The 16,428-nt window shown below is 40.4% G+C and carries 8 protein-coding genes; 4 read left to right on the top strand and 4 right to left on the bottom strand.

The window, feature by feature from the left end; all coding sequences use genetic code 11:
* The first annotated feature begins 769 nt into the window (after positions 1–769).
* Positions 770–5,611: a response regulator gene (locus tag H6G28_RS08215; protein WP_190670190.1), complete on the top strand. Its 4,842-nt coding sequence runs from the start codon at positions 770–772 to the stop codon at positions 5,609–5,611.
* Between the two features lie 441 nt (positions 5,612–6,052).
* Positions 6,053–6,439, top strand: a complete 387-nt coding sequence (locus H6G28_RS08210) for a response regulator (RefSeq protein WP_190670188.1) — start codon at positions 6,053–6,055, stop codon at positions 6,437–6,439.
* A 292-nt stretch (positions 6,440–6,731) separates the two neighbouring features.
* Here the strand turns inward: H6G28_RS08210 and H6G28_RS08205 are convergent, their stop codons facing one another.
* The gene (locus H6G28_RS08205; RefSeq protein ID WP_190670185.1) at positions 6,732–7,169 is read right to left on the bottom strand and encodes a hypothetical protein; all 438 of its coding nucleotides are present in this window, start codon (positions 7,167–7,169) and stop codon (positions 6,732–6,734) included.
* An 801-nt stretch (positions 7,170–7,970) separates the two neighbouring features.
* On the opposite strand from H6G28_RS08205, the gene H6G28_RS08200 reads away from it, so the two are divergent.
* Together H6G28_RS08200 and H6G28_RS08195 are read left to right on the top strand one after the other, a co-directional pair.
* Positions 7,971–8,399, top strand: a complete 429-nt coding sequence (locus H6G28_RS08200) for a hypothetical protein (protein ID WP_190670183.1) — start codon at positions 7,971–7,973, stop codon at positions 8,397–8,399.
* A 105-nt stretch (positions 8,400–8,504) separates the two neighbouring features.
* Positions 8,505–12,704: a HEAT repeat domain-containing protein gene (locus H6G28_RS08195; protein WP_190670181.1), complete on the top strand. Its 4,200-nt coding sequence runs from the start codon at positions 8,505–8,507 to the stop codon at positions 12,702–12,704.
* Between the two features lie 445 nt (positions 12,705–13,149).
* On the opposite strand, the gene H6G28_RS08190 is transcribed toward H6G28_RS08195, so the two are convergent.
* From H6G28_RS08190 to H6G28_RS08180, 3 genes are all read right to left on the bottom strand, one after another.
* A complete protein-coding gene (locus H6G28_RS08190; protein WP_190670179.1) occupies positions 13,150–14,034 on the bottom strand; it encodes a succinate--CoA ligase subunit alpha in 885 nt (294 codons plus the stop codon).
* Positions 14,035–14,241: 207 nt separating this feature from the next.
* Positions 14,242–15,441 (bottom strand): succinate--CoA ligase subunit beta, encoded by a 1,200-nt coding sequence (locus H6G28_RS08185; protein ID WP_190591578.1) that lies wholly within the window; start codon positions 15,439–15,441, stop codon positions 14,242–14,244.
* A gap of 37 nt (positions 15,442–15,478) precedes the next feature.
* The gene (locus H6G28_RS08180; RefSeq protein WP_190591579.1) at positions 15,479–15,649 is read right to left on the bottom strand and encodes a hypothetical protein; all 171 of its coding nucleotides are present in this window, start codon (positions 15,647–15,649) and stop codon (positions 15,479–15,481) included.
* Positions 15,650–16,428: the final 779 nt, after the last annotated feature.

Raw genomic sequence — 16,428 nt, 5'->3', positions numbered from 1 at the left:
CTTGAAAGTTTTTGGTGTGTAAATGCAGAATCACCATAATTGAGAAGTCTGCATCTGTTTTTGGCAAAAAATTGCAAAAATAATTTATTTAATAGCTGTAATCATCGAGCAACCCTGTATGTGACATCTATCTTTAATTTATAAAGAAAGAATTTGAGGAACTTGTGAGGATGATTCCCCATGAGATGACTGAGTTTAGATGTTGCGATCGCGCGGACTCAGCACTCAAGATGTTTGTGGGAGGGGATTTTCAGCTTTTAAGTACTATGCAAATTTGGCAAGGTTGAGACTACTATCTTAATAGTTATTTCAGAATTTCAATGTGCCAAGAAAAGCTTGAAGAGACGTTGTAAATTTTAGAGCTTAATGCTCTCGACAACTATTTCTAAAGATTGATAAATGTTGACAATTGTGAATTAAACTTAACATTAGAGCATGAATAATTTACTATGCTTTAAAGCGCAAATTGCCAATTTAAATTTTAAATTTTAGTACTTACACAAAAGTATGAAAAAACGTAGACGCGCAAGCGGCTTCCGGCAGGGTAGGAGACGAAGTTATAAGAGTATGAGAGAGTTTTTGCATTAAGTCATAAATTTTTTATAGCAATCCTAAATTAGTCGTGAAAAACATATATATGGAAACGAACCGCAAAGGGCGCAAAGGACGCAAAGGTAAGAAAGAAGAAAAAGATATAGAAAATTTACAAATGATTTAGGACTGCTGTACTCATCATCTATTAATACTAACATTTAGGAAATCTTAAGATATGAAAATATTAGTTGTCGAGGATGACGAGTTAAATGCCTATGCACTAACGGCTGTTCTGACTAACCAGAACTATGCAGTGGAAGTAGCAAATGATGGTGAATCTGCCTGGGATTTAATTCAAACTTATAATTATGATTTAATTTTATTAGATGTAATTTTGCCGAAACTAGATGGAATTAGTTTGTGTCGGCAAATTCGCGCCAATAATTTGCAAATGCCTATCCTACTGTTGACGGGATGTGATAGTAGTCATGAAAAAGCAATTGGCTTGGATGCAGGGGCGGATGATTATGTCGTGAAACCATTTGCTGAGGAAGAATTAGTCGCCCGTGTGCGGGCTTTATTGCGGCGTGGGAGTGCATCATCACAACCTGTTTTAGAATGGGGAAATTTGCGTCTTGACCCTAGTAGTTGTGAAGTGAGTTATAGTAATGATTTACTATCATTAACTCCTAAAGAATATGCACTTTTAGAATTATTTTTACGTAATAGTCGCCGCGTGTTTAGTTGCGGGATGATTTTAGAACATTTGTGGTCTTACGAAGATACACCAGGGGAAGAAGCTGTGCGGACTCATATTAAAGGGTTACGCCAGAGATTAAAAGCTGTGGGTGCGCCTGGTGATTTAATTGAAACTGTGTATGGAATTGGCTATCGGCTCAAACCCCAGGAAGAAGAGAAAACCGCTACAAAATCAGCCAAGTCTAAAAACCAGAAACCCAAAGCAGAATTATCATCACAACAACAAACACTCCAAGCCATAGCCGGAGTTTGGCAAAGATTTCAAGGGCGAGTCGATGAGCAAATCAAAGTTATCGAACAAGCGGTTTTTACTGAGTCAGGTTTAAATAGTGAATTGCTCAACCAAGCAACGAAAGAAGCCCATACTTTAGCCGGTTCGTTAGGAACATTTGGTTTTCCGACTGGTTCAAAACTGGCGCGTCAAATTGAACAGTTACTTAAGTCTGGTCAGAAGTTAACGCCGGAAGAAATGACTCAGCTGCAAACTTGGGTGAAATCCTTGCGCCAGGAAATTCAAACTCAAGGTGAGGAGGTAAACTCAACCGCAGTTGATAGTAAATTACCTTTAGTTTTGGTGGTTGATCAAGACCAGACTATTGGGGGACAACTGAGGCAAACTACGGCTGGTGCAGAATTTCAAGTCAGCGTTGCTACAAATCTAGAGTCTGCCAGAACTATACTTTACCGCGACCATCCCAGCGCGGTGTTACTTGACCCTAATTTTTCTGATCATCCTGAAGATAGTTTGAGTTTTTTAGGAGAATTGGCACAAAGAAAACCACCTGTGCCAGTGTTAGTTTTTACTGAGCAAACAGATTTAGCCAATCGCTTGCAGTTGGCAAGGCAAGGGGGACATACCTTTTTACAAAAGCCAATGACGGCAGGACAGGTAGCAGATGAGATCGCTCAATTACTACAACAATTACCCCACGGTGAAGCCAAAATTCTGGCTGTCGATGATGACCCAAAAATTCTGGCGCTGTTACAAACTTTACTCACACCTTGGGGTTTACAAGTAATTGGATTGGATGATCCGCGTCGGTTTTGGGAAACTTTGGAAACAGTCAAACCAGATATGTTGATTCTGGATGTAGAAATGCCCCACAGCAACGGTATTGAGTTGTGTCAAGTGGTGCGAAATGACTCCCATTGGAGTGAATTACCGATTTTATTTCTCACAGTTCATAGTGAGGCGGACATTGTAAATCAGGTGTATAGCGTTGGTGCTGATGATTTTGTCAGCAAACCCATTGTCGGGCCAGAACTGGTAACTCGCATTGTCAACCGCCTGGAACGGATACAATTACTCAAGCGGATGGGACAAACTCAGCAACAACCATCTCAGGAAACAGAGGCGCTTTCATCTCCCATATCTAACTTTGCGGCTGACTGGCGTACCATCTTTGAAGGTGAACCGGAATGTGTGAAAGTAGTAGGGGCTGATGGCACAATTTTAGAAATTAATGCTGCGGGACTGGCGGTTATTGAAGCTAAAAGCAAAGCCAAGGTAATTGGTAAATCAGTTTACTCTTTGATTACTCCAGAATATCAAGCTGCATTTCGCCAACTGCATGAAAGTGTTTGTCAAGGTAATAAAGGTGCTTTGCAGTTTGAAATGATTACCTATCAAGGTCAGCGTCGCTGGATGGAAACTCATGCTGTACCTCTGCAAAATAAAACTGATGGCAAATTTGTTCAGTTGGCAATTACCCGCGATATTACCCACTATAAACAAGTCGAAACCGAAATTCGCCGCATTAATCGGACACTCCAAACATTAAGTAGTTGCAATCAAATTATTGTCCGCACGCCAAACGAACTAGAGTTACTTCAGAAAATTTGCCAAATTATTGTGGAAGTTGGTGGTTATCGGCTGGCTTGGGTAGGGTTTGCGGAAAATGATCGGGAAAAAAATATTCTACCAGTGGCACAAGCTGGCTATGATGATGGTTATTTACAAACTCTCCAGCTTACTTGGTCAAATACTGTGCGTGGTCAAGGGCCAACGGGTACAGCCATTCGTACAGGTAAAACTTGCATTATTCAGAATATTTTAACTGACCCCAAATATGAAGTTTGGCGCTGTCAAGCAGAAGAACGGGGTTATGGGGCGGCGATCGCGTTACCTTTAAAAACAGAGAATCAAACTTTTGGCGCGTTGAATATTTATGCGGCGGAAGCAAACGCTTTTGATGATGATGAAGTGCAGTTGCTGAAAAAACTGGCAGAAGATTTAACTTATGGTATTGTCGCATTACGCAACCAGCGCGATCGCACTTTAGCCGAAGCCGCATTAAAACAAACTCAAGCCGCCTTACAAAAAGCCAATAATGAATTAGAATTACGAGTTGCCGAACGCACCGCCGAATTAATTACTGTCAACCGTCAATTACAATCAGAACTAGATAAACGCCAACGCATCGAAGAAGAATTGCGGGTTTCTCAAGTAAAATTAGCCAGAATTTTAGATATTGCTGATGATGCAATTATTTCTATAGATAGCAACCAAAGTATTACTTTATTTAACCAAGGAGCCGAAAAAATATTTGGTTATACGGCTCAAGAAGTGATTGGACAGAAGTTAGATATACTTTTACCACTGCGATTTACCCAAGCTCATCGTCAACACGTATCTGACTTTGGCAAATCGGCAAATTTAGCGCGAAGAATGGGAGAGAGACGGGAGTTATTTGGTAAGCGCCGAGATGGTAGTGAATTTCCGGCTGAGGCTTCCATTTCTAAGTTAAATATGGGTGAGGAAAGTTACTATACAGTGATTTTGCGGGATGTGACAGAACGCAAACAAGTTGAACGAATGAAAGATGAATTTGTATCTGTTGTCAGTCACGAACTCCGCACACCTTTAACCTCAATTCATGGTTCTTTAGGAATGCTCACCAGTGGTTTATTAAAAGCAGATTCCGAGCCGGGAAAACGGCTGTTACAAATTGCCATAGATAGTAGCGATCGCTTAGTCCGATTAATTAATGATATTTTAGACATCGAACGCATTGAATCTGGCAAAGTCAAGATGGCGCGGGAAATTTGCAACCTTGATGAGTTAATTCAATCAGCCGTCAATACTATTCAAACATTGGCAAATAAACAAGGAGTAAAATTAGCCATTTCCAGCTTATCAGTAATGTTATGGGCTGACCCCGATCGCATTGTCCAAACATTAACAAATTTGTTGAGCAATGCCATTAAATTCTCGGTGAATGGGGCGACAGTCTGGTTAGAAATTCAGCAGCAACAAAATGAAGTTTTGCTCTCAGTTAAAGATACCGGGCGTGGTATACCAGAAGATAAATTAGAAAGTATTTTTGAGCGATTTCAACAAGTAGATTCATCTGATTCGCGTAACCATGATGGCACAGGGTTGGGTTTAGCAATTTGTAAAAGTATTGTACAGCAACATGGCGGGCGCATCTGGGTGGAAAGTACTTTAGGTGAAGGTAGTACATTTTACTTTACCCTCCCCATTTACCAAGCTCCGCAAATTCCCGAAACTACCCAATCTAACCACCACTGCCCACTGCCAATTGCTTATTCTCCCTTGGTTTTAGTTTGTGATGATGATCCAGATATTGCTAATGAACTGCAAACTTTATTACAAAAAGGCGGTTATCGAGTTGTAACAGTTGCTACCGGGCAAGAAGCGATCGCCACCGCATCATCGCAACAACCAGACGTGATTTTACTCGATTTGCTCATGCCAGAAATGAACGGTTGGCAAACAATGGCAATTTTAAAAGAACGTCCTGATACGCAACATATTCCCATCGTCATTTGTAGTGTGTATCAATCAGATACTAATGGCAAACCAATCACAGATTTTGCAGACTGGCTCAGTAAACCAGTACAAGAAAGTTATTTATTACAATCCCTAAAACAAGTTGTTGCCAAACCATCGAAACGCGCCCGAATTTTAATAGTAGAAGATGACAACGAATTAGCACAATTACTAATTACTTTATTTGAGCGCCATGACATCGAAACTTGCTTGGCGCAAACAGGCAGAGAAGCCATTCACCTCAGCCAAGAATTGAATCCTGACTTATTAATTCTTGACTTAATTTTGCCAGAAAGCGATGGCTTTATGGTAATTGATTGGTTACGACAACACAATCATTTATGTACCATGCCCGTAGTAGTTTACTCCGCCAAAGATTTAGATGAATCTGAACGCCAACGACTGAAATTAGGCTACACCGAATTTTTAACCAAAGGACGTGTAACCACCCAAGAATTTGAACAAAGAGTAATGGACTTACTTCAGCGCATCACTCATCATTCAGTTGAGAGTGCTGAGTCTTGAGTCACCGAAGTTTGCTCAACGCGGGGAACCCGCGCACGCAACTTCTCGCTGAGTGCTGAGTGCTGAGTTATGAGTGCTGTACACTGAGCGAAGTCGAAGTGTACAAGCTGAATCAAAGACAGTTTGATGATGACTTAAGTAAGCCGGTGGAAAACAACCAAACTATAGCGGTTCTCGGTTGGATGAGGTACATTTCAACCCCACCCCCAACCCCTCCCCCGAAGTTTGCTCAACGGGGGGAACCCCCGCACGCAACTTCTCTCCGCAAGCGGGGAGGGGAGCGTTTGCGTTAGCAAATGCGGGGTGGGGTTCCGACTGTATTACAAGCAAGTAAGAAACGCTATATATTAAGAAAAATTAATGAGCCTAAAACCCTCTTCCCTCCTGCCTTAACTTAACGATAAATTTTCCCACCCATCTACTTATATATTGGTATGAATTATGGCAGTAAAACGGATTCTTGTTGTAGATAACGAACAGTATATTCAAGAAGTTGCCAAAATTTGTTTAGAAACCGTCGCTGGTTGGGATGTGGTGACAGCGAGTTCTGGGAAAGAAGGTATTACCCAAGCCGAGACTTATCAGCCAGATGCAATTTTACTTGATGTGATGATGCCGGATATGGATGGGATAACTACCTTTGAACAACTCCAAGCCAATGCTGCTACAAAAGAAATTCCCGTAATTTTATTAACAGCTAAAATTCAAGCAAGCGATCGCCGTCGTTATGCTCAGATGGGTATAGTAACAGCGATCGCTAAACCATTCAACCCCCTAGAATTAGCCAGTCAAGTCGCCACAGCCCTTGGTTGGCAACTGGAGAATTGAAAGCACCCACCCCCAACGAATAGAATTCGTGGCTATACAAACAAAGTCCGCCTGCGCGGACTAAAAAAAATCAACGTTTTTAACCCGCGCAGGCGGGTTTTGCCTGTGTAGCCGCGACTTCTAGTCGCTTCCAGTCACCCACCCCCAACGAATAGAATTCGTGGCTATACAAACAAAGTCCGCCTGCGCGGACTCACAGAAAATCAAGTTTTTTAACCCGCGCAGGCGGGTTTTGCCTGTGTAGCCGCGACTTCCAGTCGCCTCGTGCAAGATATATATCACTATATCTAAATCATTTTCTTACAGGAGTTGTACCGTTACCGTTAGTTGACGCATTTTCCATCACAGCTTGAGTAGATTGATTAACAACAACCGCCGCAACTGGAGTAACTTTAGGAGTAGATTGTCTACTGCGTTTTCGATTAGAACCACCAGCTTTAGAATACTCCATACTATTTCTGCCGTAGACAGTTGCAACACCACTTAGCATTCTTTCAGACATTTCTGAGAGGGCTTTGTCCATTTGAGTTAATGTCTTGCGCGATTCTTCTAGATTGGACACCAGGGTATTATGAGATTCTAGAATGGCACGGGTATTATTGATGAGATTATTGTAAGCTTCTATTGTTAATCCATGTCCTAAATCTAAATTTTCACCAATAGATTTCAGCAAAGCAAGACGAAGTTGGGCTTTTTCAACAGCAGCAGAACGACGAGTTTTTAAAGCCATGAGGCATCCTTTTTTAACAGTGAACAGTGAACAGTAAACAGTGAACAGTGATTGATAACTGATAACTGATAACTGATAACTGTTTTCAAAATAATTGAGTAACCTTTTACCTGAGATGAGTAAGTTTGTGGATTTATTTATTTAAAGGTTTCATGAAATGTTTATAAAACCTGTGTTTTTACTCATTTTTGATGCCGATTTATAATTTTGGCATAAGTATAAACAGCAAAAATCATCGCAGAAATAACAAATGCGTACGCCGAAATAACAATTGCATACACAAAATCTATAATTGCATACACAAAAATAACAATTGCGTACGCTGAAATAACAATTGCATACACAAAAATAACAAATGCGTACGCCGAAATAACAATTGCGTACACAAAAATAACAAATGCGTACGCCGAAATAACAAATGCGTACACAAAATCTATAATTGCATAGGAATCAGTAATATAGAGCGCCTTTTAGCTGGAACTGAACCCAAAATTGGACAGCAGGTAGTTACAGAAACCGACAAAACAGAAAACACAGAACAAACTGTTTAATGCTTGATGGTAATAGCAGAAGAAAAAATATAGAACAGATTGCTTAACAATTTAATGTTGCTGTGGAATCTATGGAGAAATATAGGTAAGATTACTTTTGATGAGTTATGGCGATCGCACTTCATCTTACCCAATAATTAACTAAACAGCCGCCAAGAGCGATCGCCTCCAGATTTAGCGCATCAGTAGTTTTACGAGTAGAATAGACACATAAAATTTTGCCGCTATTTGGCTTATTGATAGTGGATTTATGATAACTGTGAGCTTGACTGCTGTAGCTACTGCGATCTCTGCTGTTGTTACCACACTTTTGACCAAGGCTGTGGAGAAAACAGGCGAAAATATTGGTGATGTTTTATGGACTGCTCCTGGTAAGTTGCTAGAATTACTGCGCCAAAAGAATAAAGCACCATCTCTTACCAGTGGTGAACCACAAATATTAGATTATGGTCAAGCAGTGCTGGAACTGACACAAGCCGCACAAGACCCCGAAATTGCTCAAGCTGTCGTGCATGTGGAAGCAGCAGTTAAAAATGATCAGTCTGAGGCTGCTAAGGAAATTAAAAAGTTAGCAGATGAAATCAAGTCTGAGCCGTCAGTTGTTAGTCTTGTTAACAATGGAGAGATTAGAAATCTGTTAGTTAACCCTGTATTTCATGGGGAAGTCAACTTTGGCTGACCAAAGTCGTCTCAAGGGGAGGATGGGACAAAGTTAACTCCCGATGACTGGCGTGAAATCTGTCGTGAAATAATTGCAGAACGGCGAAGGCTGACAACAAATCCTTTGACATCAACTGAAGGAGTCGCCTTAAAAGTTGATGATGTTTACGTACCACTGGGATTAGTTGAGCGTGAAAAACAGTCGAAGCGTCAAGGTGATATTTCTCCACAACAGGGTTCGGAACAATACAAGGAGACAGAAATCACCAAAACTTATGAGCATGATGCTTTTTTAGAAGAAGTTCTCAAACAGAAGAACACGCCGAAAAGTCAAGGTAGGCGAATTGCGATTATTGGTGAACCAGGCGCAGGAAAGACAACACTATTACAGCAGATTGCAGATTGGGTATATCGTGAGATTCAACAGTCGATTGTCATTTGGGTATCTTTAGCAGATTTGCGAGGGAAAGAACTAAAAGCTTATCTGTTGGAAACTTGGTTGACTCAGGTTGCTGAGAAATTAGGTAAAGCTGAAGCTACCAAGCAATTAAAAGAAGATTTTATGGCTTTATTTTATCAAAAAAACGTGTGGCTGCTGCTAGATGGATTAGATGAAATGTCCGCGTCTAATCCTCTAGAAAAAATTGCGCCACAATTTGGTGGAGTGGGTTTTATTCCTCAAGCGCGAATCGTATTAACTTGTCGGGTTAATTTGTGGGATAGCGGTATTAATGAACTTGATGATTTTGATATTTATCGCACTTTAAATTTTTCTTATCCAGAACAAGTAGAGCAATTTATTCATAAATGGTTTGCGCCTAATCCCAACACTGGAAAGCAGTTATGTACTGCGTTGAAAGAACCAGGTAAAGAACGGATTCAAGATTTAGTAAAAAATCCTCTGCGGTTGACGCTGCTGTGCTTTAATTGGCAATCTGGAGATGGCAAGTTACCAGATACGCAAGCTGGACTTTATCAGCGATTTGTTGATAAATTTTATGAGTGGAAACAAGACAAATTTCCTACAACATTTCACCAAGAGCAACAACTCAATCTCAAACTTGGAGAATTAGCTAAAACAGCAATAGACAAAGAAACAACCCGTTTTCGCTTGCGGCAAGATTTTGTTAATTCCGTCTTTAAGGAACAAGAAGATCAAGTGCTGCTGAAATTGGCACTAAATCGTGGCTGGTTGAACTGTATAGGAGTAGATGATAAAAAAGTTTACGCTTTTTTTCATGCGTCATTTCAAGAGTATTTTGCTGCTAAAGCTATTAATAACTGGCATTTCTTTCTCAACCACGTTCCTAAAAATCCGAGTAAGGGAACTTATCGCATCTTTGAACCGCAGTGGAAGCAGACAATATTGCTGTGGTTAGGACGACCAGAAGAAAATTTAAAACAGCAAAAGCAAGATTTTATTAATGCTTTAATTAATTTTAACGATGGATGTGGTCAGTGGAATAGGAAAGATGTAGACAAGGGTTTTTATGAATATCGCGCCTACTTTTTAGCGGCTGTGGGAATTGTTGAGTTTAAAGATTGTTCTCAAGCAGATGAAATAGTAGCGCAAATTATCAAATGGGACTTTGGTTATTCATCTAAAAAACAGAATTGGGTAAAATTTCTTAAACCAATTCAGTACGAAGCTAGATCAGTATTGCAAGAGACAGAACGCACAAAAGCAATAGCGCCTTTGGAGCAAGTGCTACAATCAACAATTCTGGATAATGACACTCGTTTGGACGCAGCAGATAGGTTGGGGGAAATCGACCCCAGCAATGAAACAATGATCGCATCCTTAGTACAAATGCTAAAAGCCACATCTGCGGATTGCCACACTCGTGATAAAGAAAGAGGAGGCGACATCCTCAATGGTGTTCCCGCCGCTCATAGCTTAGTGGAAGTTGGCAAAGACAATGAAGCGGTGATCGCTGCCTTGGTGCAAGTACTACAATCGACAACTGCGGATGAAGATACTCGTTCAGAAGCAGCAAAGATTTTAGGGGAAATTGGCATAGACAATGCAACAGCGATCGCAGCTTTGGTGCAAGTACTACAATCGTCTGATGTAAGCGAATCTATACTTAGGCGGGCAGTACAAAGCTTGGGGGAAATTGCTCTAGGTGATGAAACTGCGATCGCAGCCTTGGCTCAATTACTACAATCCACAACAGTGGATGAAAACACCCGTTATAACGTAAGACGTTGTTTAGAAAAAATCGGTATGGGTAATAAAGTTGCGATCGCCGCTTTAGTGCAAGTACTACAATCGCCTGATGTAAGCGAATCCACACTTAGGCAAACAGTAGAAAGCTTGGCGGAAATTGCTCCAGGTGATGCAACTGCGATCGCAGCTTTGGTGCAACTATTGCAATCCACAATCCTGGATGATGAAACCCGTTTGGAGGCAGCAAATAGCTTAGAGCGAATCGATCCAGGCAATAAAAATGTAATCACTGCTTTACTACAACTACTGCAATCCACAACTGTTGATGAAGACACCTGTTGGTGGGCGGCAGAACGCTTGGCGAACATCGACCCAGGTAATGAAGTTGTGATCGCCACTTTAGTACAACTGGCGCTATCACCTGATGTGAATAATAAAAAGTATTATTTGGCACATCGTTTAGAGGGATTAAACTCAGTTAATGAAACATTGATACCCGTTTTAGTTCAACTGCTGCAATCCACAACTGTTGATGAAGACACCTGTTGGTGGGCAGCAGAAAGCTTGAGGAAAATTGGTCTAGGGAACAAGACGGCGATCGCATTGTTAGTAGAAGCACTGCAATCAAGGACTTTGGATGATAAAGCTTGTCGGCAGGTAGCAAATAGCTTAAAGGAAATCGATCCAGGTAATCCAATAGTGATTACCGCCTTACTACAAGTTCTACAATCAACCACTGTTGATGACGACACTCGTTACTTGGCAGCAATTAACTTAGAGAGTATCGACCCAGGTAATCCAATAGTGATTACCGCCTTACTACAAGTTCTACAATCAACCACTATTGATGACCACACTCGTTATTCGGCAGCACGTAGTTTAGAGAGTATCGACCCAGGTAATCCAATAGTGATTACCGCCTTACTACAAGTTCTACAATCAACCACTGTTGATGACCACACTCGTTACTCGGCAGCAAATAGTTTAAGGGAAATTGCTCCAGGTAATGAATTTGCGATCGCCGCCTTAGTACAACTACTACAATCCACAACATTGGATGACGAAACTCGTTACGGAGCAGCAGATAGTTTAGGGAGAATCGACCCAGGTAATGAATTTGCGATCGCTACCTTAGTACAACTACTACAATCCACAACATTGGATGACGAAACTCGTTGGAGAGCAGCAGATAGTTTAGGAACAATCGACCCAGGTAATGAATTTGCGATCACAACCTTAGTGCAACTAATGTCATCAAAAACGTTTAATGAGGATACCCGTTGGGAGGTAGCATGTAGTTTAGACAGAATCGGTACAGGCAATGAATTTGCGATTGCTACCTTGGAGCAATTACTACAATCAACAATATTGGATGACAATACCTGTAGGCAGTTAGCAGAAAGCTTAGAGGGAATCGATCCAGGGAATAAAGTGGCGATCATCACCTTAGAGCAATGGTTACAATCCACATCTGTAAATGACAGAAACCGTATTTATACAGCACGAGATTTAGGAAAAATCGATCCAGGTAATAAAATAGCGATCGCCTATTTGGTGGATGTGCTGCAATCCACAACTGTGGATGTCAACACCCGTAGGTCGGCTTTATATAGCTTAAAACACATTGGTACAGGCAATGATTTTGCGATCTCTGCCTTAGTACAACTAATGCAATCAACAACGCTGGATAAAAAAATCCGTTTGTGGGCAAAAGATAGCTTAGAGAAAATTGCTACAGGTAATCAAACAGCGATTTCTACCTTAGAAAAAGTGCTGAAATCCATCCCTGCCAATAACTCTAGAGATAATGATCCTACCCGTTGGTTAGTAGCAGATAGCTTATGGAAAATCAATCCAGGTAATAAAGAAGCAATCTTGGCTTTGGTGTATTTGCTGCAAACTAGTTTAAATAAATACCCTCCTAGACGGGCAGCAGAAAGCTTAAAAAAATATCTACAAAATAACGAAGATCGTTTTCAAGCAGTCAAAGCTTTAAGTAATTATTGGCAACTAGATGGTGAATACTACGATTTAGCCTGGGAATGCGCCCAAAATCTGCCTTACCCCGATTTCTATCAAGCTTGGCATCAGCATAATGTTACGACTCGCACAATGCGAAGTTTCAAGAAAATACTCTTTACCAGAATTATTTAAGGTTTTGATCCCCCCTAACCCCCCTTGAAAAAGGGGGGAACAAGAGTCAAAGTCCCCCTTTTTAAGGGGGATTTAGGGGGATCAGAGGATTTGTTTGTACACCGTAGTCCCCTGTAGGGAAGGGGTTGGGGGTTAGGTTTAAGAGCAAATTGCACACAGCGTTATCAGTAGTCGTGCAAAATTCAGTTCTTGTATTAACAACAGCCTGTGCATTTGTTACCAATATAGAAACACTGAGTGCAAAAATTACTTGCAGCAGTTAACAGTTACCAGTTATCAGTTACCAGTGATCAGTTAATCCCCATGAATAAATTCAGGGGATTTTAGCAAGGAATAACTTTTCTTTTTTCCACAAATGAATTTGGGGGCTTGTACCGTAAGAGTGAACAGTGAAAAGTCTCTCTGGTAACTGGTCACTGTTCACTGTTCACTGATTCGGTAACATTTAACTTTTCAACTCATTTCTAACCAATTCAGGAATCAGAGAAGGACGATCCGCGACAGGAACTTCTGCTTCTTTTAAAGCTATTAATTTACTTTGGGCTGTACCAAAATTAGGGTCACGGCCAATCACTGCGGCTAAAGTGCCAGTTTGTTGCCAATTTTTCACAGGGGATACTTGTCTACCTGCAATGTAGGCAATGACTGGTTTATCAATTGCTTCTGTAATATATCGGGCTGCGGCTTCTTCACTACCACCACCGGGTTGACCAACTAAAACGATCGCTTCTGTATTTTCATCTTCATCGAGAATTTGCAACCATTGTAAAAATGATGAACCCACGATCGCATCACTGCCAATGCTGACACTAATTGATTGTCCTAAACCTGCTTTGGTTAATTCCCTAGCAACTTCGTAGGTTAAAGTACTGCTGCGGCTGACAATTCCCACAGGGCCAGGGGTATAAAATTCACTTGGTTGTGTGCCTAACAGAATCTTACCAGGGACAATGATTCCGGGGCTGTTCGGCCCAACAATCAAAGTTTCACAAGCTTCGGCTTTGCGGAGTAATTGCACCATATCTAATGGTGGCATTCCCGCCGAGATAATGATAATTTGACGAATGTTAGAAGCGATCGCTTCTAAAGCTGCATCTAATACTTGATAAGGATGAACACAAATAATTGTAGTGTCAATTGTGCCGAACTGTGCCACAACTTCTTCAACTAAATCAAAGACTGGCAAATTATATTGTTTTTGTCCACCAAAACCAGGATTCACACCAGCAACTAAATTTGTACCATAAGCTTGCATCTGCACAATATTAGTTTCTGAGATAAATTCACTAAAACCTTGGATGATAACTTTACTATCTGGCGTTAAGTTCATAAGAAGTATGAAGTATGAAAGATAAATTGGCGCAATATATAGAAATCCGGTTGAATTTCCGAATTTAGTTGTGTAGGTAGGGATTGGGGAGTAGGAAATAAACCTTGTTTAAGTTCACTGATTTTTTTCCCAAATCAAATATTAGCCCTATACAACTTGAATACTTAACATCTGATCTACCTTGTCTCCCCTGTCTCCCTAATCTCCTTACTTAACCTTGACACGTTGATAAGTAACAGGTTTAGCGAGACGAACAGCTTGGGCGACGGCTTCATCTAAATCTTCGACTAATACAAGTTCACCTTGATTTTCAACACCGGCTAATAAATCTTGCGCTACATTCAACTCTGAACCAGCCAAGCGGACAACCAAGTGGGGAATATGGGACTCCCGGCGATTTTGACTTTGATAATCTTGGATAAATTTGGCAATGACTTGGGCGGCGGCTTCGGCTTGGGGGATACTACCAAGCAGGTTAATCAGAATTACTTGAATACTTTTGTCAGCCGCGAGGAGATTCAGACCTTTATTTAAGCGATCGCCAAAACTTGTTGGGGAAGTGTCGGTTAACAAACCATGTCGCAAATTCAGGGGATGACTTGGTTTACCGCCAAGACTGGCGACTAAATCAAAGGTAGCCATAATTGAACCCGCACCATTTCCCAAAATGCCGATTTTACCTTGGGTGTCGCCACCATTTAAATCTTTTAATTTACTGTGATTTTTCTGACTGCTGTGACGGTGACTAATTTTGGCTGCTAATTCCGCCAGTTCTGGATGACGACCAATAGCCCGTTCGTTAATGCTGACTTTACCATTGAGTGCCATCACTTCATTAGCGGCATTAACAGCTAGGGGATTAATTTCTACTAAGTCTAAATCTTTTTGGATAAATAACTCATACATCTTTTCCACAACGCTGCTGACTGACTGCATCAGCGCACCTTGCAGCCCCATTTTTAAAGCGAGTCGCCGCGCATAAAAAGGCGAAAATTCTTGTTCTACAACGACATACTGTAATTTTTCGCCGGCTGATTCCCAATCAATATTTGCTTCTTTGCAACCTAAAAGTACAGGTCGGCAAACAGCAGTGTCTAAAACTACTGCTAAATAAAATTCTTGTTTGCTATCATATTTAGTTTCTGCCAATAACACCTCTGGTAACTCGCCCCAGATTGGCAAATTAAAAATAGTTTGGGCGGCAGCGATCGCATCAATGGTTGTCTCAACAATTCTCACCCCTCCAGCATGAATCCTTTCGCCTGCATACACTTGGGATTTGAGGACAACTGGATAACGAATTTTTAAGCGTTTGAGGTCAGTGGGATGATCTATTCTTTGGGAAGGCAAGACAGGAATACCGATGTTCCCAAACCATTCTTTAACTTGATACTCTAATAAATCCATTGTTATGCACCTTGTTTTGCCACTACCAACAGTATTTTTATGGTGCTGTTGTTTCTTTTTTACAGCACCATAATTGCATAATCAAGTCTAGTTCATCTTTATACATTAATTTTTTATGGTTCAATTCTATCGGATTCAGCAAATGCCGCAAATGATTTTCTAACATTAACCCATATACAGCACTTTGGAAGTAAGTGAGGTACACCATAAGTATTAAGTAATGAGTAATAAGTAGTGAGTAATAAGTAAATTCCTAAGTCATTACTCATTACTTTTTTCAATCAGTTGCTGTAACTCATAAATATCGAATCTGCCCTCAATGATTTACAATCTCTCTCCCTTGTCCTCCTTGTCTCCTTTGTTGATATATCAAATAAGACTGCTAGATAACTAAATTTATATACTGTCATCAATCTTCTCAGTGGGATTGACAGCATATAACAAAATTAGCTGTTGTGTCAAAAATTGTGGCTGAGTAAGTTTCCTGGAATAGAAATATTTTTGTAACGAATGCAACATTTAGACTTGACTGAGTAACTGACTGTAACCTTAGTGCGATCGCTGCTGTCATTTTTTTCATACTTGAGACTGTTAACAAATTAGTTAAGGTTGTGATAAATAAGGGCAGTATATTGTTTAATTTTGGGATAAGTATAGAGAATACAGAATATTAATCATTTTGACTTTTGACTCCGAAATTATTCTTCAAGTCTAATAGCAAAACTTTAAAGCAAGTTTGGGCATAATCAGGAAGAGATATCTATAAAAGTAAATTATTAAATTAAGATTTGGTGAACTCAAAACAGTAACAGAGGCAAACCAATCACTAATTAATTATGATCATTAAATTATGCCTGTTGGACTTTTACTATCGGCATAGTTAGTAAATTCGCGCAGAAAAAAATTAAAAATCCTAAAAATACGAATAATTACTGATATTAGATTTGGTCATAACAGTCAAAATTTATGTTAGAAAGTTGGTCTATT

The sequence above is a fragment of the Nostoc sp. FACHB-190 genome, assembly GCF_014696905.1.
GTDB lineage: Bacteria > Cyanobacteriota > Cyanobacteriia > Cyanobacteriales > Nostocaceae > Nostoc_B.
Note: the sequence above shows the minus strand (reverse complement) of the source record. Positions and strands in the feature narration are given on the sequence as shown.